This window comes from Streptomyces sp. NPDC085927 (genome assembly GCF_044540975.1).
Classification (GTDB): Bacteria; Actinomycetota; Actinomycetes; order Streptomycetales; family Streptomycetaceae; genus Streptomyces; species Streptomyces hirsutus.
Map to the genome: position 1 here is coordinate 550,125 of NZ_JBITSN010000005.1, position 18,703 is coordinate 568,827.

14 protein-coding genes and 4 pseudogenes are annotated in these 18,703 nt (G+C 69.0%); 11 read left to right on the forward strand and 7 right to left on the reverse strand.

The window, feature by feature from the left end:
• Positions 1–189 precede the first annotated feature (189 nt).
• The 4 genes and pseudogenes from ACIF80_RS17170 (at position 190) to ACIF80_RS17185 (ending at position 2,943) form a co-directional block, all read left to right on the forward strand.
• Positions 190–1,056, forward strand: coding sequence for a LysR family transcriptional regulator (locus ACIF80_RS17170; RefSeq protein ID WP_399805207.1), 867 nt, complete (start codon positions 190–192; stop codon positions 1,054–1,056).
• Between the two features lie 320 nt (positions 1,057–1,376).
• Positions 1,377–1,931 carry an SDR family oxidoreductase gene (locus tag ACIF80_RS17175; RefSeq protein ID WP_399805313.1) on the forward strand — a complete coding sequence of 185 codons (555 nt, stop codon included), beginning with the start codon at positions 1,377–1,379 and terminating at the stop codon, positions 1,929–1,931.
• A gap of 163 nt (positions 1,932–2,094) precedes the next feature.
• Positions 2,095–2,556 (forward strand): annotated as a pseudogene (locus ACIF80_RS17180) (hypothetical protein); the annotation flags it as partial.
• A 144-nt stretch (positions 2,557–2,700) separates the two neighbouring features.
• Entirely contained in the window at positions 2,701–2,943 is a 243-nt protein-coding gene (locus tag ACIF80_RS17185; RefSeq protein WP_399805316.1) for a DUF5302 domain-containing protein, read from the forward strand.
• A gap of 488 nt (positions 2,944–3,431) precedes the next feature.
• Here ACIF80_RS17185 and ACIF80_RS17190 read toward each other — a convergent pair.
• Together ACIF80_RS17190 and ACIF80_RS17195 are read right to left on the reverse strand one after the other, a co-directional pair.
• Positions 3,432–4,089: pseudogene (locus ACIF80_RS17190) on the reverse strand (IS6 family transposase).
• Between the two features lie 154 nt (positions 4,090–4,243).
• A complete protein-coding gene (locus ACIF80_RS17195) occupies positions 4,244–4,726 on the reverse strand; it encodes a GNAT family N-acetyltransferase (protein ID WP_399805210.1) in 483 nt (160 codons plus the stop codon).
• 539 nt (positions 4,727–5,265) lie between these two features.
• On the opposite strand from ACIF80_RS17195, the gene ACIF80_RS17200 reads away from it, so the two are divergent.
• Entirely contained in the window at positions 5,266–5,898 is a 633-nt protein-coding gene (locus ACIF80_RS17200; protein WP_399805212.1) for an IS6 family transposase, read from the forward strand.
• Positions 5,899–6,013: 115 nt separating this feature from the next.
• Here the strand turns inward: ACIF80_RS17200 and ACIF80_RS17205 are convergent, their stop codons facing one another.
• The gene (locus ACIF80_RS17205) at positions 6,014–7,060 is read right to left on the reverse strand and encodes a LacI family DNA-binding transcriptional regulator (protein ID WP_399805319.1); all 1,047 of its coding nucleotides are present in this window, start codon (positions 7,058–7,060) and stop codon (positions 6,014–6,016) included.
• 205 nt (positions 7,061–7,265) lie between these two features.
• On the opposite strand from ACIF80_RS17205, the gene ACIF80_RS17210 reads away from it, so the two are divergent.
• The 3 genes from ACIF80_RS17210 to ACIF80_RS17220 are packed head-to-tail and all read left to right on the forward strand — an operon-like array spanning position 7,266 to position 10,039.
• The gene (locus ACIF80_RS17210; protein ID WP_399805214.1) at positions 7,266–8,129 is read left to right on the forward strand and encodes an ABC transporter permease; all 864 of its coding nucleotides are present in this window, start codon (positions 7,266–7,268) and stop codon (positions 8,127–8,129) included.
• Between the two features lie 45 nt (positions 8,130–8,174).
• Positions 8,175–9,197: an ABC transporter substrate-binding protein gene (locus tag ACIF80_RS17215; protein WP_399805217.1), complete on the forward strand. Its 1,023-nt coding sequence runs from the start codon at positions 8,175–8,177 to the stop codon at positions 9,195–9,197.
• Entirely contained in the window at positions 9,194–10,039 is an 846-nt protein-coding gene (locus ACIF80_RS17220) for an ABC transporter ATP-binding protein (RefSeq protein WP_399805220.1), read from the forward strand. The genes ACIF80_RS17215 and ACIF80_RS17220 overlap by 4 nt, the downstream gene beginning before the upstream one ends.
• A 68-nt stretch (positions 10,040–10,107) precedes the next feature.
• Here ACIF80_RS17220 and ACIF80_RS17225 read toward each other — a convergent pair whose 3' ends face one another.
• Positions 10,108–10,992 carry a sugar phosphate isomerase/epimerase family protein gene (locus ACIF80_RS17225; RefSeq protein WP_399805223.1) on the reverse strand — a complete coding sequence of 295 codons (885 nt, stop codon included), beginning with the start codon at positions 10,990–10,992 and terminating at the stop codon, positions 10,108–10,110.
• Positions 10,993–11,008: 16 nt separating this feature from the next.
• Positions 11,009–14,500 carry a ThuA domain-containing protein gene (locus ACIF80_RS17230; protein ID WP_399805226.1) on the reverse strand — a complete coding sequence of 1,164 codons (3,492 nt, stop codon included), beginning with the start codon at positions 14,498–14,500 and terminating at the stop codon, positions 11,009–11,011.
• Between the two features lie 245 nt (positions 14,501–14,745).
• Between ACIF80_RS17230 and ACIF80_RS17235 the strand changes: the two are divergent.
• Positions 14,746–14,922 (forward strand): annotated as a pseudogene (locus tag ACIF80_RS17235) (glycine betaine ABC transporter substrate-binding protein); the annotation flags it as partial.
• Positions 14,923–14,953: 31 nt separating this feature from the next.
• On the opposite strand, the gene ACIF80_RS17240 reads toward ACIF80_RS17235, so the two are convergent.
• Together ACIF80_RS17240 and ACIF80_RS17245 are read right to left on the reverse strand one after the other, a co-directional pair.
• On the reverse strand, positions 14,954–15,694 hold the full coding sequence (locus tag ACIF80_RS17240; protein WP_399805229.1) for a cupin domain-containing protein: 741 nt from the start codon (positions 15,692–15,694) through the stop codon (positions 14,954–14,956).
• A gap of 151 nt (positions 15,695–15,845) precedes the next feature.
• Positions 15,846–16,448: pseudogene (locus tag ACIF80_RS17245) on the reverse strand (integrase core domain-containing protein); the annotation flags it as partial.
• Between the two features lie 119 nt (positions 16,449–16,567).
• Here ACIF80_RS17245 and ACIF80_RS17250 point away from each other — a divergent pair.
• Both ACIF80_RS17250 and ACIF80_RS17255 read left to right on the forward strand, forming a co-directional pair.
• Positions 16,568–17,650, forward strand: coding sequence for an integrase core domain-containing protein (locus ACIF80_RS17250; protein WP_399805232.1), 1,083 nt, complete (start codon positions 16,568–16,570; stop codon positions 17,648–17,650).
• A 314-nt stretch (positions 17,651–17,964) separates the two neighbouring features.
• Complete coding sequence (locus ACIF80_RS17255; protein ID WP_399805234.1) at positions 17,965–18,549, forward strand: GNAT family N-acetyltransferase; 585 nt, start codon at positions 17,965–17,967, stop codon at positions 18,547–18,549.
• Positions 18,550–18,703 lie beyond the last annotated feature (154 nt).

Consider the following 18,703-nt stretch of genomic DNA (forward strand, 5'->3'; position numbering starts at 1 on the left):
GGCGGTGAGATCCGTGATCGGTGCGGTCCCGTGCCCGCCCGTGGGCGCCGGTCCGTCCGCCGCGCTCATGTTCGCCATCGTTCCCCCTGTGATCGTCGGTGTGCCGACACATCCTCGCGTTCACCGCACGGTCGCATCAATGAGGAGATCTGGAACAATTGTTCGCACCTACTGAAGAATGAGGGAGCGGTGGAGCGTCAGGACATCGAGGTGTTCCTCGTGCTCGCCGAGGAGCTGCACTTCGCGCGCACGGCCGGGCGCCTCCACGTCTCGGCCGCGACGATCAGCCAGACCGTCGCCAAGCTGGAACGCCGGTTCGGCGCGCCGCTGTTCCGCCGCACCACCCGCCGGGTCGAACTGACCTCGCTCGGCAGGCAGCTCCAGGACGATCTGCGGCCCGCGCACGCGCAGGTCCAGGCCGCGATCGCACGGGCGACCGCGGCGGGGCACGGCATCGCCGGCACGCTGGAGGTGGGCTACATGTCGGCCGCAGTGGCCCAGGTCCTCCTGCCGTTCATCGACGGCTTCCGCTGCCGCGTGCCCGGCCGCCGGGTGGCCATCCGCGAGACCACGCTCGCCGACCTCTTCGGCCCCCTTCGCCGGGCGGAGGTCGACCTGTCGGTGCTGCCCCTGCCGGTCCGGGAGCCGGACCTCACCGTCGGGCCGGTGCTGCTGTCGGAGCCGGCGATGCTCGCCGCGCCTGCGGACCACCCGCTGGCGCGCCGCGCCCGCGTCGGCCACGACGAGATCGCACGTGAGAGGGTCTTCTTCGCCGACGACCTGCCCGGCTACTGGATCGACCACCACCTGCCGGTGCCCGGCTGTGACGCCGTGTCCCTGCCCGGCTTCCAGGAGATCCTCGCCTACGTCACCTCAGGCCACGGCGTCGCCCTCGTCGGCGCCCAGACGCCGGACCTCTACCCGCGTCCCGGCATGGTCTGCGTCCCCGTGGAGGGCGGCGCCACGTTCGACTACGCCGTGGTCTGGCGCACCGACCGGCTCAGGACCATCACCGAGGCCTTTCTCCACCACGTCACGCCGCCGGCCGGTGGCTGAGCGACGGGCCCGGCCGCCTGCCGGTGGGCCAGGGCCTCAGGGGGAGACCCGGCGCTTGAGCAACAACGGAACGGCCAGTGGTGGTAACGGCGGCCCCCACGCCCGATCCGGGCCGGATCCCGTGACCAGAACGATCACGCCGCCGGGCACACCATCACCGGTCGGTGGTGGAGCAGTTCGCGCTGCGGGATCTTTTGCCTGGCCAGCCATCACGGCCAGACGGTGGCGCCTGTCACGGCGCCGTGGCCTCATGACGTCACGGTGAAGGTAACCGGGGTGAGGGTGAGGAGGGGTCGTGCTCGGATGCGAGTCGGGTGGCGGTGATGGTGTGGGCGGCGATGCGCTCACCCGCCGGAGGGTTCGCCGCCCTCACCGAGGAGCACTGGCAGGACGAACTTGCCCTGAACCTGCGGTCCGCCTGGACCGCGCGGCCGCCGGCGATGCGCCAGGCCGGCTGCGGCACCGTCATCCACGTCTCGTCCATCCAGCGCGGGCTGCCGCTCTTTGACGCCACGCTCGGCTACGCCGCCGTCAAGGCAGCGCTGACCACCTCCAGCAAGGGTCTCGCCCGTGAGCTGGCCCCTCACGGAGTACGAGTCAACGTCGTCCCCCCGGGCGCAATCGAGACCGAAGCGGCTACGGCCCTCGTCGCCCGCATTGCCCAATCCCAGGCCATCAACCACGCCGCGGCCTGGGAACAAATCCTGGCGGCCCTCGGCGGAATTCCCCTCGGTCGCCCCGCGCGCCCCGAGGAGGTGACCGAGCTCGTCGCCTTCCTCGTCTCCGACCGGGCCAGTGCCATCACCGGCGCCGAGCACACGATCGACGGCGGCACCGTCCCCACTGTCCAGGCCCGTCCACACCGGCGGCAATAGGGAAGTGCCGCGAGTGCAGAGCCTGTCGCGTCTGGGCGTCGATGTCCAGGTCGGATCGGGCCGTCGATCACCGTCGCGGCTACCGTGTCCGCGCAGCTCAGGCCCTGGCGTGGGGTTCTGGCCGTCGATCCGGACCAAGTCACACTGGCTGGGCCTGCTGCCGGTGGAAGCGCTGCACGGCATCGGCCCGAGGGGCAGGCCGAGATGCTGCACGACTACCGCAACCACTGCGTCGGTCTGCTGGCCGCGGTCGACGCGTGCGGCGCGCTCACGGCGACGGGCGGCTGCCGGCCGCCACGGTGCAGCACCTGCTGGGCGGCCGGGCCAGCCACCTGGCCGCCCAGCGGGTCCGCGGCGCAGATCCGCGCCCCGTGCTCCCGCGAGCGCTGCCTGCCTCCGCGGCCGTCCACCCCGCCTTGCCCAGCACACTCTGGACGGCGCGCAGGTCTGCGTCGCACTGCTCATGCTCGTGACCCGCCTCGGACAGTTGCTGCGCCAGCGCGGGCATGTGACCCGCACCATGACGCTGACTCTCGCCGGGGGCACCCGGTGGGAGAGAACCCGCCGACTTGTCCAGCCGTCCGCGCACGATAACGATCTGTGCACCCTGGCTTACTCACTGATGGATGCCGCCGGGCTGCAGCGTGGCCGGCTGTCCGCACTCACGCTTCGCGGGGAAGGCCGTGGCCGGCGCCGCCGGATGCGGGCGGCCCGCGCGGTGCCCGGCATGACAAGCTGTGCTTCCACTGCCCAACCTCAGGAGGTCACCATGACTGCAGAGTCTCCATCGCAAGAAAGCTCGGAGACGGCTGACACCGAGAGCCGCGCCCTGGTGCCTGACGATGACGATCAGTACGACCTGAAGGGCAAGTTCCGGGAGGCCTTGGCGCGCAAGCGAGGTAAGGAGGCGCAGGCCGCAGCCCTCGCTGCGAACACCGACGCGTCGAAGATCCGCGGCGCGCACGGCCCGGCTGCGAGCCAGCGGTCGTTCCGACGAAAGAGCGGCGGCTGAGTTCAAGCCGCAGCCGGCAGGGACTCGGCGAGACAGCGCCCGGCCGCCTTGCCGATGATGTCGAGCCGGGTCCCGCCGGGCGACAGAGGCGACCGTTTCCTTCGGTTCCTCTGGCGAGGGTCAGGAAGACCAGAAAGTTCAGCTTATAGGCCCAGAGTCCCGGTCACGCAGGGCCGAAAGGGCTGGCGGTCGAGAACATTCCGCCCCGTTGGATGTCGTCCAGCGGGGCGGAGTGCTGCCAAGGGGGAGAACCGAAGGCCGCGCGCTACTTCACGTCGGCCCTGAAGCTCGCGGCCGAGGCTGACGACGCTCGGCTCGCCGGGCCTCAGCCTTGAGAGTGGGGCGAGCGAGGTCTTGCATCGGGTAGAACCTCAGCTTGCACCACAACACTTCCACCTTTGGAACGGTGGCTTCCAACTGGCGTTGTCACGTTGTTGAGTGTCTGACGGTGTGTCGGGGGTGGCGGGGGTCGGGTTTCGGGCCGGTGCTCAGGCTGCGGCGGGCTGGCTGGCGGCGCCGGTGACCTGGTCCCAGATGGCGAAGCGGACGGTCATCTCGGTGCGGTAGCCGGGGGCGGTCATCAGGTGGCGGCGGGGCCGGAAGTGGGGTGAGATGCCGCTGAACGCGGCTAGGAACCGCTGCGCCCCGCCGGTACTGCGGAAGCCCTTCATGGTGCGTTCGCGTTGCCGGGTGGGCTGGTGGGAGTTCGCGGTCCGGTTGTTCAGGCCTTTGTGGGAGCGGTGCTCGACGGAGGGCATCAGCTCCCGGTGGGCGGTGCCGTAGGAGCACAGCTTGTCGGTGACCATCACCCGCGGCACCGAGCAGGTCTTTTTTGAGCAGTTTGCGGAAGAAGCGCTGGGCCGCGGCCTTGTCCCGGCGGCTCTGGACAGGGATGTCGAGTACGGTGCCGTCGGCGTCCACGGCGCGCCACAGGTACTTCAGCTCGCTGTTGATCTTGATGCAGACCTTGTCCAGGTGCCACTTGCCCCCGGGCCGGGGCCGTCGGCGGCACAGGCCGTTCGCGCAGGCCTGGCCGAACTTCGCACACCAGCGGCGGACGGTCTCGTAGGAGACGAGGACGCCACGCTCGAGCATCAGCTCCTCGACCTCCCGGAACGACAGTGGGCAGCGGAAATGCAGCCACATGCAGTGGGAAAAGATCTCCACCGGGTGCCGGTGCCCCTTGTGCGACGGCGCCGAGCTCCCCACGACGATCCCCCTCCGCCATGAGCAACTCAAAGATCCTCCCACGCCATTCGCCCACGTGACAGTGCCCGCGGCAAGTGGGCCTGGTCGGCAGTTACGGGATCAAAAACTCCAGTTCGGGCCGGTCCCACGCCACCGCAGGCGGGTTCGCGGAGACGGTTCCGGTGAGCAGCGCGCCCACGCTGCGGTAGAACCCCTCGGCCGGAGGATGCGACACGACGCGGACACGGTCCAGCCCCGCCGCGCGCGCCTCGGACTTCATGTGCTCGACGAGTAGCCGCCCGATGCCGCGGCGCTGCGACCCGTCGGCGACGAAGAGCAGGTCCAGCTCCGGCGGCGCGAGGACCAGTGAATAGAAACCGAGCACCCCGCCCGCGGGATCATCGGTGTCGACGGCCACAAAGACCCGGTGGGCCTCGATGTAGTCGGGACCGACGCGGTAGCCCGCGACCATCGCCGCGTACGGGCCCTTGTAGGCGCGTGAGCCGCGTACGAGCCGCGTGAGCCGCTTGGCGTCCCGGGCGACGGCCTGTCGTACGGCGTTCGCACCAGGCGTGGGTGTAACACTCGGCTTCATACAGAGAGTATTACGCATCCGGAAGAGGGCTTGCGCGGTGGGTAGGAGCGATGAAGCCGCCGTGGGTGTACCGGGCGGGGTGAGGGCCTTCCAGTCACGTAGACGGGCGGACTGTGCTCGTTGATCCCGTGCTTGCTGACTCTCACTTCCCTGCCATGGACGATCCTCATTCCGATGTCATTTGAGATGGCTCCATGGCCCGCTAGATGTAGGAGAGGCACGGGGTTGCTTCAGACATGATATGAGAACTGTTGATGCAGAAATCTGATAATCGCCTATCCATTCCACTGAGAATCACAATGCGAAGATGGCTGTGACCTGCTGTTTCACTCTGAAGGTGTTCAGCGAGGTGACCTTCACACGGCTCCATGCCGACCGCGTGTGCCGCCCGAACTCGCAGGCCTATCAGCAGGCTGTCCGATGGCCGATGCGTATGGCACTGGCGACTGTTGCTCGCGTGTGCTGCACCCTGAACCGATCGACGACGAGTCACCCCGTTTGCGCAGGTTCTACGCCGGCCGTCGCCGAGACAGAGACGTATGTCCTACCGCGAGGTCGAGGAGCTGATGCTCGAGCGCGGCGTCCTCGTCTCCTACGAGACCGTCCGCCGCTGGTCCGCCAAGTTCGGCCAGGCCTACGCGAACGGACTGTGCCGCCGGTGGCCCCGGCCCGGGGACACATGGCACCTGGACGAGGTGTTCGTCAGGATCAACGGAGAGCAGAAGTACCTGTGGCGGGCCGTCGACCAGGACGGCAACGTCCCGGACATCCTGGTCCAGTCGAGGCGGAACACCAAGGCTGCCAAGCGGTTCCTGGCCAAGCTCATGAAGAAGCAGCAGCGGGTGCCCAGGGTCATGGTCACCGACAAGCTCCGCTCCTACGGCACCGCCCACCAGGAGCTGATGCACTCGGTCGAGCACCGTTCCCACAACGGACTGAACAACCGGGCCGAGAACTCCCACCAGCCCACCCGGCAACGCGAACGCGCGATGAAGGGCTTCCGCTCTGTCGGCGGAGCCCAGCAGTTCCTGGCCGCGTTCAGCGGCATCTCACCCCATTTCCGGCCCCGCGGCCACCTGATGACCGCCCCCGGCTACCGCACCGAGATGACCGTCCGCTTCGCCGTCTGGGACCAGGTCACCGGCGCCGCCGGCCAGCCTGCCGCAGCCTGAGCACCGGCCCGAAACCCGACCCCCACCACCCCCGACACACCGTCAGGCACTCACACACCCAACAACGTGACAGCGCCCGCTGAACGGGCCGGATGATGATCCGGCACCCGCAGTGTCAGTGCGCGGCCCCGTCGGCCCTGGCCGGCCGCGGCGGCGGGGGAGCGACGCTGGCGCGCAGGACGACCTCACCGCCCATCCTCAGCACCCGTGACCGGGGCCCGCGCGGCTCGCGCAGGGCGAGTGCCATCACCTCCTGCCCCATGGCGGTGAGCGGGAGGGCGACCGTCGTGAGCGGCGGTGAGAGTTCCCTCACGAGGGGGATGTCGTCGAAGCCGGCCAGCGAGATGTCCTCCGGCACATGTACGCCCCGTTCCCGGAAGGCGGCGAGCGCGCCCACGGCCATCACGTCGGTCACCGCGAAGACGCAGGTGGGCCGTTCGCCGCGGGCGAGCAGCGCTCGTGCCGCCGTGTATCCGCCTTCGCGGGTGAAGGGCCCGCGCACGATCCGCTCGGGCGCCAGGGTGACACCGGCCCGCGCCAGTTCGTCCCGGAAGCCGGCGAGCCGGTCGGAGACCGTGGTCAGCGAGGGCGGTCCGGTGAGTACCGCGAACTCCCGGTGCCCCAGGTCGAGCAGCGCCCGGGCCAGGGCCGAGGCGCCGCCCCGGTTCTCCGGCAGCACGGCGTCGACCCGCAGGCTGCGGTGCCGGCTGACGACCGCGACGCGTCCGCCCGCGCGCACGTACGGCTCGAGTTCCGCGGCGAGCGCCCGCTCCCAGGCCCGGTCCTGGAAGCCGGAGCCGATCAGCAGGATGGCGCGGGCCCGCTGGGCGCGCAGTGTGGACACGTATGCGATCTCGCGGGCCGGTTCGCGGAAGGTGCTGGCCAGCATCACCAGCAGGTCCTTCTCCGCGGCTGCGCGCATCACGCCGGCGGCGATCGCGGCGAAGTAGGGGTCGCCCACGTCGTGGCAGATCAGGCCCACGGTGTTGTTCGACGCGCTGGCGAGTGCCTGGGCATGGGCGTTGGGGATGTAGCCCAGCTGGTCGGCGGCCGCGCGTACCCGGCTGCGCAGGTCCTCACGGACCCGGGTGGTGCCGTTCAGGGCTCGTGACGCCGTTGCGAGGGACACGCCCGCTCTGCGGGCGACGGCGTCCAGCGTCACATGAGCCTGTGGTTCCCGTTCACTCACTTGACCCCCCGAAACTTCGGGACGACCTATTGACCGTGCGGACTGGCACTCATTAGCGTGGCCGCACTGTATCAGAAAGCGCTTTCTGAAAGCGTTTTCTCGCAGAGGCAGAGAGCTCGATGGACCCGGCCGGTCCGGACGGCTCTTCCCGACCGCTCCGGAGACCCAGGAGTTGACCGTGAGTCAGAGTGCCATCAAAGCACCACCCGCGCAGGTGGCGGGAGTCGACAGGCGGAACAGCCCGAGCGCGGGGGAGCGGACGTCGCGGCTGCTCGAGCAGAGCTGGCGCCCCGCCGCCCTGCTGCTCGCGTGCTTCGCCGCCTGGTGGGTGATCGCCGCCGCCGAACTGGTCGAGCCCTACCTCGTCCCCTCGCCCGGCGCGACGCTCGACGTGCTGACCGGGAAGGCCGACTACATCTGGCAGCACACGTGGGTGACCACCTACGAGACGCTCCTCGGCTTCCTGATCGCCGTCGTCGTCGGGGTGTTCGCCGCCGTGGTGATGGTCTACTCGGCCACCGTCGAGAAGACCCTCTACCCGATCCTGCTGTTCGCCCAGGTCGTGCCGAAGATCGCCATCGCCCCGCTGTTCGTCGTGTGGCTGGGCTTCGGCATCGCACCGAAGATCCTCATCGCGGTGCTGATCGCCTTCTTCCCCGTCGTCATCTCCATGGTGACGGGACTCAAGGCGGTCGACCCGGAGATGCTCCAGCTCTCCTCGACCATGGGCGCGAGCCCCTGGCAGACCTTTGTCAAGATCCGCATGCCCGCCTCGCTGCCACATCTGTTCTCCGGCCTCAAGGTCGCGGTGACGCTCGCCGTGACGGGCGCGGTCGTCGGCGAGTTCGTCGGCGCCAACGAGGGGCTCGGCTATGTGATCCTCCAGGCCAATGGCAATCTCGACACCCCGATGCTCTTCGCCGGCCTGCTGGTGATGTCCCTGATCGGCGTCGTCCTCTTCGTCCTCGTCGAGATCGCCGAGAAGTTGCTGCTCCCGTGGCACGCCAGCCGCCGCGAGACCGGCGGCACCACCACGTACTGACCTGATGACCGGCCACATGCCCCAAGCTCACGAGAAGGATCAGCCATGACTGCGCGCAGACTGCTTCTGACCGGCCTCGTACCGCTGCTTCTGGTCGCCACGGCCTGCGGGGAGGAAGGCTCGGACACATCGTCCAGCTCCTCCGGTGAGGAGCTGGACAAGGTGACGCTGACGCTCAACTGGTACCCGTACGGCGAACACGCGCCGTTCTACCACGGCAAGCAGCAGAAGATCTTCGAGAATCACGGCATCGACCTCGAGATCCGCGCCGGCCAGGGCTCCCAGAAGACGGTGCAGGCCACCGGTGCCGGACAGACCGACTTCGGCTGGGCCGACACGCCCGCCGTCCTGTCCGGTGTCGACGCGGGCGTCAAGGTCAAGAGCCTCGGCGTCTTCCTGCAGACCACTCCGGCGTCGGTGCAGTTCTTCGAGTCGCAGGGCATCAACAGCCCCGCCGACCTCAAGGGCAGGACCATCGCGGGCACCGCCGGCGACGCGCTCTCCAAGACGTTCCCCATCTTCCTGAAGAAGAACGGCCTCGCTGAGTCCGACGTGAAGGTTCAGAACACGGACCCGGCCGGCAAGATCGCCGCCGTGATCTCCGGCAAGACCGACGGACTGCTCGGTTACGCCAGCGACCAGGGGCCCACCATGCAGAACAAGGCCAAGAAGCCGGTCTCGTACCTGCGCTTCTCCGAGAACGGGCTGAACTTCTACTCCAACGGCCTCATCGCCGGCCAGAAGGTCCTCGCCGGCAAGAAGGATCTCGCCCAGCGCATGGCGAAGGCGGTCAGCGAATCCTTCGCTGCCGCGGAGAAGGCACCGGAGCCGGCCGTCGCCTCGATGGAGGGCGCGAGTGAGCAGCTCCCGCCGAAGGAGGTCCTGTCCGAGCAGTTCGCCACGACGCTCACGCTCCTGCACACCGAGTCGACGCAGGGCAAGGCGCCGGGCGTCAACATCGAGGCCGACTGGCAGCAGACCATCGACGTCTTCGCCGAGGCCGGACTGGTGAGCAGCCCCAAGGCCGTGGCCGAGTACTGGGACAGAGCCACCGCGATGAAGGGATGACGATGCCCAGAAACACCACCGTGCGGGAGCCGGAAGTGCCGAAGGACGGTCAGAGCAGCGGGCCCGGCAGCACAGCGGCGGTCGGCATCAAGGACGTCGCCGTCCGCTTCCGCACCAAGAACCGCGACGTGACCGCGTTGACCGACATCGATCTCGAGGTGCCCATGGGGCAGTTCGTCGCGATCGTCGGCCCGTCCGGATGCGGCAAGTCGACGCTGCTCAAGCTGGTCGCCGGGCTTCTGAAGCCGTCCGCGGGCGATGTGCTGCTGAATGGCGAGCGGGTGCAGGGGGCGCGCCACGACATCGGCTACGTCTTCCAGCGTGCGGCCCTGCTGGAGTGGCGTTCGGCGCGCCGCAACATCCTGCTGCAGGCGGAGATGCGGAAGATGCCGGCGGAGCTGGGGCGCCGGCGCGCCGACGAACTCATCGCGATGACCGGCCTGAGCGGCTTCGAGGACGCGCTGCCGCACGAACTGTCCGGCGGTATGCAGCAGCGCGTCGCCCTGTGCCGCGCCCTGCTGCACGAGCCGCCCGTCCTGCTGATGGACGAGCCGTTCGGCGCGCTCGACGCGCTCACCCGCGAGCAGATGAACACCGAACTCAACCGCATCTGGCGGGAGACCGGCACCACCGTGCTCCTGGTCACCCACTCCATCTCCGAGGCCTGCTACCTTGCCGACCAGGTGGTGGTGATGAGTCCCAGGCCCGGCACCATCACCGAGATCATCGACGTGGGCCTGCCCCCGGAACGCGACTACACGGAGACGATGGGACGGCCCGAGTTCCGGGAGGCCACCACCCACATCCGCGGCCTGCTCGGCGCGGTCTCCGCGGCGGACTGAGCTTTCCGGGGAGCGAAGGAGCCCCGCACCATCCCAGGGATGGTGCGGGGCTCCTTCGTACGGGCTGGTCAGTACCTCAGGTTCGCCAGGTACGTGTAGCTGTTCTGTGCGGTGGCGAACGGGTCGGCCGGTGCGTCGTGCTCCACCAGCCACTGCTTCACACCACCGCTGTGCGCCGTGTCGAACATCGCTGCGAAGTCCAGCACCCCGGACCCGACGTCGGCGATCGAGCCGTCCGCGGCCATGTCCTTGACGTGCAGTACCGGGAAGCGGCGGCGGTGCTCCACGAACAGGTCCTGCGGGTCGCTGCCGCCGCCCTTGGCCGCCCAGTAGACGTCCAGCTCGAAGCCGACCAGGTGGGGGTCCGTCTCGCGCAGCAGGATGTCGTACAGGTTCTCGCCGTCGACCACTTGGTGGTCGGCGCCGTGGTTGTGGAACAGCAGCGGGCCGAGCCCCGCCTCGCGGGCCGCGAGCCCCGCCTTGTTGAACTCCCTGGCCGCCTCCCGGAATCCGGTCGGTGTGTGCATCGCCGCCGGCAGGCTGGGCACGACGATCCACCGGGCGCCCAGGGTCCGGATGTCGTCGAGGGCCTGCGGCAGTCCGCTGCCCCGTACGGTGTTGTAATCGACGTGCTCCAGGACCGCCCGCAGATGTGTCTCGTCGAGCATGGAGCGGATCGCGGCCGCGCTGTTGCCGTGCCGGCCGCTCACGCCGACCGTCGCGTAGCCGATCTCCTCGAGCCGCGCGAGGGTCCCCTTGAAGTCCGCCGCCAGCGCGGAGCGCATGGTGTAGAGGTGCATGCCGATCCCGGAGCGCGGGATGCGGCGGCGGCGCTGTGCGGCCGTGCCGTTCGCCTCGGCGGCGTGGGCGACGGGACCGGCAGCGGTGAGTGCCACGCCCGCGGCGGCGACGCCGAGGGCCTTGCCGAGGAATGCACGTCTGGTGCCGTTCATCCGGATCTCCTTCACATCAGCCGACGTTGATTCGGACGGAGCCGGTGGTCGTGTCACCCTTGTCGTCGGTGACCGTGAGCCGGGCGGTGTACGTGCCCGGGCGGGCATAGGTGTGGGCGGCCTTCGCGGTCTCCTCGCCCGCGGGCCGGGCGTTGTCGCCGAAGTCCCAGTGGTACGAGGCGGCGGTACGGCCGTCGGGCAGACGGACACCGCCGGACAGCTGGACGGCGAGCGGTGCCTTCCCGGTAGCCGGCCTGGCCTTGACGGTCACCTTGGCGCCTTGGTGCTTCTCCACGCCGGGCCCGTTGAAGTGCAACCAGTCCACGGCGAACAGGTCGGCCTTGTCCGCGGCCCACTTCGGGTTGGTGAAGACCGCGTACAGCTTGGTCGTGCCGCCGAGATCGGCCAGTGCGGTCGTCGGGGAGACGACGTTGCCCCAGCCGCCGGTGGCCGGCACGGTCACCTTGCCGAGCAGCTTGCCGGTCGGCGATCCGGCACGGAACTCCACGGTCCCGCCGATGCCGCCAGAACCGGCCCCCAAGGTCACGGAGTCGATGCCCTTGAGGTTGACCGGGTCGAAGCTGATCCAGTCGCCGTGCTCGATCTCACTGAGCCGCCTGCCGCCGGAGGCGTCGGTGCGGCTGCTCACGACCGCGCCGGCGTGCGCTCCGCCGGTCGATGTCATGTGCTCCGCCTCACGGAAGTTGGTGCGCAGCGTCAGCGAGGCCGACCCGGTCAGGGCGGGCACGCCAGGTGCCGCCTTGTCCTCGTACTGGGCGGTGATGCCGTAGTAGAGGTTCTGGCCGGGGCCGTGGCTGTCACCGGCGTCGGTCACGATCTCGCCCGTACAGCCGGTGTAGTTGTCCAGCGGATGGAGATGGGAGTCGTGTCCGAGCTGCGACTGCACGACGACACGGGAGCAGTCGATCCGTTTGCCGTCCTCCTTGTCCTTGACCTTCACGGTGAAGGGGATGGTGTCGCCGAAGCTGAACATCCCGCCGTTCGGCGGCTGCTGGATGGTGACCTCGGGCCGGGTGTTGCCGACGGTGATGTCCTGGACGGCGAGGCCCGGCAGGTCGCCGGGTCCGGTGGCGGTGAGCCGGGCGGTGAAGCGGCCCTTCTCCTTGTACACATGGGTCGGGTTCGCCTCGGTCGAGTCGGTCGTCCCGTTGCCGTCGAAGTCCCAGGCGTACGTCACGGGCTTGCCGTCGGGCAGTCCGGAGCCCTCGCTGGAGAACTGGACGGTCAGCGGGACGGAACCGCTGTCGGGGGTGGCCGTCGCCTTGGCCGTGGGCAGCCGGTTGTCGGCCACGTAGTCGATGCGGTAGATGCCGGAGCCCTCGTTGCTGCCGCCCCGGCCGGTGCCGCTGCCGAGTCCGAAGTCGATGACGTACATCGCGCCGTCCGGTCCGAACTCGGCGTCGAAGGGCTGGTTCCACGTCATGTCACCGAAGACGGTGTTGATGGAGTGCAGGTCCCCGGTCTTCACCGGCTCGAAGCGTGGGTCGGTGAACGTCTGGTCCTGCTGCTGGATGGAGAAGGTCTTGAACCACTTGCGGGTCAGTTCGTAGTTGAACCACTTGCCCTCGAACGCCGCCGGGAACTTGCCCTGGTAGGTGTTGGCGGGGTCGTGGTCGTAGACCGGGCCGCCCATGGGGCCGCCGCCACCGGTGCCGAGTTCGGGGAACTCGGCGGAGGCCGAGTAGGCGTACCAGACCGTGGCCGGCTGGGCCGGCGGGAGATTCGTCAGACCCGTGTTGTTCGGCGATTCGTTGACGAGGTTCGCGCAGTCGAACTTCGGTCCCGACATCTGCGTCTGGAAGTCGTAGTCGTTGAACGGGGTGTTGTCGCCGACGCAGTACGGCCAGCCGAAGTTGCCCGCCTTCGTGATCCGCATGTACTCGACGGTGCCCTCCGGCCCGCGGTCGGGCCTGGCTGCACGGGCGTCGGGGCCGTAGTCGCCGACCAGCAGCGCACCGCTGACGGGGTCGGTGGTGATCCGGAACGGGTTGCGCATACCCATGGCGTAGATCTCGGCACGGGTCTTCTCGGTGCCGGGCGCGAAGAGGTTGCCCTCGGGCACGGCGTACGTGCCGTCGTCCTGGGGCGTGATGCGAAGGATCTTGCCCCGCAGGTCGTTGGTGTTGCCCGAGGTGGCCTGGGCGTCCCAGGCGCGGCGGCCGTCACCCTCGTCGATGGGTGTGAAGCCGTCGGACGCGAACGGGTCGGTGTTGTCGCCGGTGGCGACATACAGGCTGCCGTCCTTGTCGAAGGCGAGCGAGCCCGCCATGTGGGAGTTGGCCCGGCCCTCGCCGCGGAAGGTGGGGATGGTGAGCAGCCGCTTCTCGGACGCAGGGTCGATGGTGCTGCCGGAGACGGTGAAGCGGGAGACGTTGAGCTGTTTCTCGGTCTTGTCGGAGTTCAGCAGGTACAGCCAGTTGTTCTCGCCGAAGTCCGGGTCGAGGGCGAGTCCCAGCAGGCCGTCCGACTGACTCGTCATCTCGGGCGTGTACTCGAAGTCCAGCGCGGTCGCGACCTTGAGCGTCGACTGGTCGATGACCTTCACCTTGCCGGTGCGCTCGATGAAGAAGACCCGGCGGTCGGGTGCCACGGCCAGCTCGAACGGGTCGGCGAGGTCGCTGGTGGCCAGCGGGGTGCGCTGGAAGGCGCCGGTCTTGCCGGCCGTGCAGTCACCGGGCTTGTTGCCCGCCGCCCACTGGATGCCGCCCAGCAGGTGCTTCAGGAAGTCCGGCTCCTGGAAGGCGGAATCGGCGTGGCCGCCGGCGGTGAACCAGGAGCGTCCGCCGTCGTAGTTCTGGCACCAGGAATACGGCTGGTCGACGCCCTCGTCGAGGCCGGTGACCCCGTCACGCACCTTGACCTGCGCGAGCGTGTGCACCTTGCCGGTCGGGTTGGTGCGCCAGTTGTACCACTCCTCCGTGCGCTCCCAGAGTTCGGGAAGGCCCTCGGTGGAGGGGTGCGAGCGGTCGAGCACCTTCACCCGGCCGGTCTGCACCGCCGGGTGCTTGTCGAAGATCGCTCCGACCAGGCCCTCGTACCAGTCCCAGTCGCGCTCGCTCGCGGAGGCGGCGTGCAGGCCGACCCATCCGCCACCGCCCCGGACGTACTTCTGCAGTGCGGTCCGCTGTGCGGCGTCGAGGAGGTCGCCGCTTTCCGGGGTGGAGTTGGTGTTGTTGAAGACTATCGCCTGGAAGCGGGCGAGGTTCACGTCGGTGAACGCCGAGGCGTCGTCGGTGGCCTCGACCTCGAAGCCGTTCTCGCTGCCGAGCTTCTTGACGGCCTCGATACCGGCGGGGATCGAGTCGTGGGTGAAGTTGGTGACCTTGGAGAAGACGAGTACGCGGTAGGGCGCTGCTTCGGCACGGGGTGACAGGGTCACTCCGAGGCCGAGGAGCAGCGCCAGCAGTGCGGTGATGACGGAGACGGGGGAGGTTGCGGTGCGAAGGGCTCTCGGCCGTTCATGCCGTCTGGGGTGATGATCAGTCATGGCGCTCCCGGTGCTGGTAGTTCCTGCCGCAGGCTGAGAAAGCGCTTTCTGGATACGCCGCACAGCGTAGGTTCCGGCGTTGCGGGGGGTCAATGGGTCGGAAGCGCGCAGTGTGGCACGGCAGTTGGGGCCCTGTCGGTGGCGGGTCGTACGGTTGCGCCATGGCCGCTGCCGACGATGTACGAAGGATCGCGCTCGGTCTGCCCGGAGCGATCGAGAAGCTCGCATGGGGCATGCCCATGTTCCGTCTGGAGGCGGGCGGACAAGGCGCCACTCGTGCACTGGCCGCGCTCAACACCGTCCTCACCACAGCCGACCTGGCACGGCTCAACGAGCAGGTCGACAACTGGCGGCGGCTGCCGGAGGACGTGGCGCGCGACTACCTGGAGTCCAGGAAGCTCCTGGCGCCCTCGGGGGAGTGAGGCGGCCGGGCCGGGACCGGGGCGCCGTCGCTCAGCCGGTGTCGTACACGTCGAGGCGGCCGCACATACCGAACCGGCCCCGGGCGGTGGGCTGTTCGGTCCGCAGTCTCGCCTGCGCAAGATGGCCCGCGTCGCCGCGCTCGAGGCGGTCGAGCTGTGCGCCGGTCGCCGCGGACGCGGCGGCCGCCCCGTCCCGCCAGCGTCCGCGCCACCGGCCGACCAGTGGCCGCACCAGCGCCGCGGCGGCCCGGTAGAACGCCGCCAGCGGCTCCGGATCCCCGGCCTCGGTCGCCTTGCGCAGTGCCGCGAAACCCTCAAGGGCCAGATCGCGGCGGTGGCGGGCCGCGGCTTCCAACTCCTCCTCGGAGCCCGCCTCCGGCAGGGTGACGGCCGCACGGTAGGCGACGAGGTCGGCGAGCAGACGCGGCGGCAGCGTCAGCACCGCGTCGCCCGCCTCCGGCAGACCGCAGTTCTGCATCAGCACGACGATGGTCAGGTCTCCCTCGTTGACCAGCCGGTGGATCGTGCCCGGTGTGAACCACACCAGCGCGCCCGGCGTCAGCTCGGTCTGCTCGAACCCGGATGCCGTCAGGGTCTGCACCGTGCCCCGGCCGCCGGTCACGGCGTACCCCTCCGAACAGCTCAGATGGACATGGGGCGTGCCGCCGCGCAGGCCGTCGGCGGCCGGCCAGTCGTACACCCGCAGCCGGGAGACGCCGATCCCGCCGGGCAGGCCGTCGTACGCGACGGATGTGTCGGCCCTGCTCGCCATGGGGAACTCCTTCGGCCGGCCGGGGCGCAGGCCGGGAGGCGACGGCGCAACAGGACGGCAAGCGCTTTCTGCCTGGAAGCTAGGCCCTCCCGGCGAGACGGTCAAGAGCCCGTGCGCGCGCCTGTGCCGTTCGGAAACTCGTCACCGCTGATCAGACGGCGTACCTGTACTCGTTGATGACGCCGCCGAGTACTCGGCGGCGGAGGACTCGGTGTGCAGTCAGGTCGGTCTTGGGTGCCGGGTGCTCCTGCGCGAGGGGCGGAAGTTGTCCCCGAGCCTGATGTGGGGGATGGCAGTTGTAGTGTCGGGCGTAGACGTTCAGGACCTGGCGGGCATGGGTCTCGTTCCAGATCAGCAGGTGGTCGAGGACTTCACGCCGGAGGGTTCCGACGACCCGTTCACAGTGTGCGTTCATCCGAGGATCCCGCGGCGCGGTCCACACGGCCTTGATGCCGTCGGCTGCGAAGACCGCATCGAAGGACTCGGTGTACTTCGCGTCCCGGTCGCGGGTCAGGAAGCGCAGTGACTCCAGGCGCAGGCCCGGCTCGACGGCGAGGTTGCGGGCCTGGTGCACGGCCCACTGCCCGGTCGGGTGCGCGGTCACACCAGCGATGTGCAGGCGGCGCGTGCCGTGCTCGAGGAAGCCCAGCGCGTAGACCCGGCGCAGGCCGGCCAGGTCGATGTGTAGGAAGTCGCATGCGAGGAGGCCCTCGGCTTGCGCGGTCAGGAACTCGCGCCATGTCGGCCCTGCCCTTGCCGAAAACTCGTCCGCCCTGGTGGGAGCCATGTGCGGGGTCTGGTGTATGCCAGCTGTGGCTGATGGCACCGGGGGTCCTCGCACGGTTAGTGATCACCGCAGCATGATGATCCGCCATGCTGCTGCGACTGGCCTACCTCGGTGTAACGAACGCGTTCGCGATGCTGCGCTTGCTGCCGATGAGCGACCGGGACAAGGTCGTCGAGATCCTGACGCTGCGCCACCAAATCACCGTACTGGAGCGCCAACTGGGCGGGGGACGGGTGCGGTTCACGCCGACCGACCGGGCGTTCCTCGCTGCGCTGCTGCACCGGCTGCCGCGAGATGTGCTGCGCAGGCTGCGGCTGCTGGTGCGGCCGGACACGGTGCTTCGCCGGCATCGCGACCTGGTCACGCGTCGGCATGCCGACCAGTCCAGGCCGAAGCGCCCGGGCCGGCCACGGACCGTGCGCTCCATCCGCGCCCTCGTCCTGCACCTGGCAAGGGAAAATCCCGGCTGGGGGTATAGGCGCGTCCACGGTGAGCTGCTGGTCCTCGGTGTGAAGGTGGCCGCCTCCACCGTCTGGGAAATCCTCAAGGAGGCCGGGATCGACCCGTCACCCGAACGGAGCTCGAGTACCTGGGCGGACTTCCTGCGCTCGCAGGCCGAGGCCCTGCTCGCGTGCGACTTCTTCGAAACGGTCACGTTGACCGGGACGCGGCTGTACGTCTTCGCGGTGATCGAGCACGCCACCCGGCGGATCCGGGTGCTGGGCGCAACCGCGCACCCGACCGCCGCCTGGGTGGCACAGGCGGCGAAGAACCTCGTCATGGACCTCGAGGACACCGGCTGTCGGGCGCGGTTCCTGATCCGGGACCGGGACGGCAAGTTCTCCTCCCTGTTCGACGCGGGGGTCGAGGTCATGCTGACGGGAGTCCGGATGCCGAGAATGAACTCGATCATGGAGAGGTGGGTGCAGACCTGTCGGGGCGAACTGCTGGACCGCATCTTGATCTGGAACCAGCGGCACCTGCTCCATGTCCTGCGCGAGTTCGAGAAGTTCTACAACTCCCACCGGCCTCACCAGGGCATCGCGAACGCCCGCCCGCTGAACCCCTTGCCGGCGCCGATCGCGGATCCGGACGAGACAGCCCGCCTCGACATACGACGATCCGATCGCCTCGGCGGCGTTCTCCACGAGTATGAGCATGTCGCATGACCTGCGCAGATAGGGTTATCGGCAAAGGCAACGCCAGTCTCAGCAGCACGACCGATCACCATGCCGCAACCACCGCCGACCGTGCGAGAGCGCCGACTTGGGCAACCACTGAGAGGGTGTTAAGTCCGTTTCTAGTAGTGGCCTGGTCCGGGTTGGGTGAGGAAGCCTTGGCGTCAGAGGTGGCTACGGGTGACGTGCATGTCTGGGTCGTCGCATGCACGATCTGCTGGTAGGCGGTGCCTTGGTCGTGAGGGCCGGACCGGGATCGGATATTCGGTGTTCTGCCCGCCCCATGAGGACACAGGATGGTGCGCATGACTTTGGCCACCCCCATGCTGCACACCGCTCGCCTGCGACTGCGCCCCTTCACCGACGCCGACGCGGACCTGCTCTTCGCGCTGCACAGCAGCACCTACGTGATGCGCTACTGGGACTCCCCGCCGTGGAACGAACGGGCCCGCGCCGAGCGCTTCATCAACATGTGCCGGAAGATGGCGGACGAAGGCACCGGGGCCCGGGTGGCCATCGACCGCGCTTCTGATGGGGCCTTCGTCGGCTGGTGCGGTCTGACCGGATGGAACCCGGACTACCGCAGCGCGTCGTTGGGCTATGTCCTCGACGAGGCGATGTGGGGCCACGGCTATGCGACGGAGGCCGCGCACGCCTTGCTGCAGTGGGCATTCGACACACTGGACCTGAATCGAGTTCAGGCCGAGACCGATACGCGCAACGTGGCATCTGCCCGGGTTCTGGAGAAGACCGGATTCGTGCGTGAAGGGACGTTGCGGGAGGACTGCGTGGTGAACGGCGAGGTATCCGACTCGTGGGTGTTCGGGTTGGTCAGGCGAGAGTGGCGGCCGGCGGCCGTGCCGATTCCAGTCCGCGAAGAGCGGCGTTAAGTCCGTTTTCCAGTAGTGACCTCGTCCGGGTTGGGTGAGGAAGCCTTGACGGGCGAGGTGTCCAAGGCGGCTGCGGGTGGCGTTCAGGGAAGGGTCGTCGGCGCGCATGCCGAGGAGTTCGTGCAGAGCACGGCCCGGAACGCCTGATCGGGGT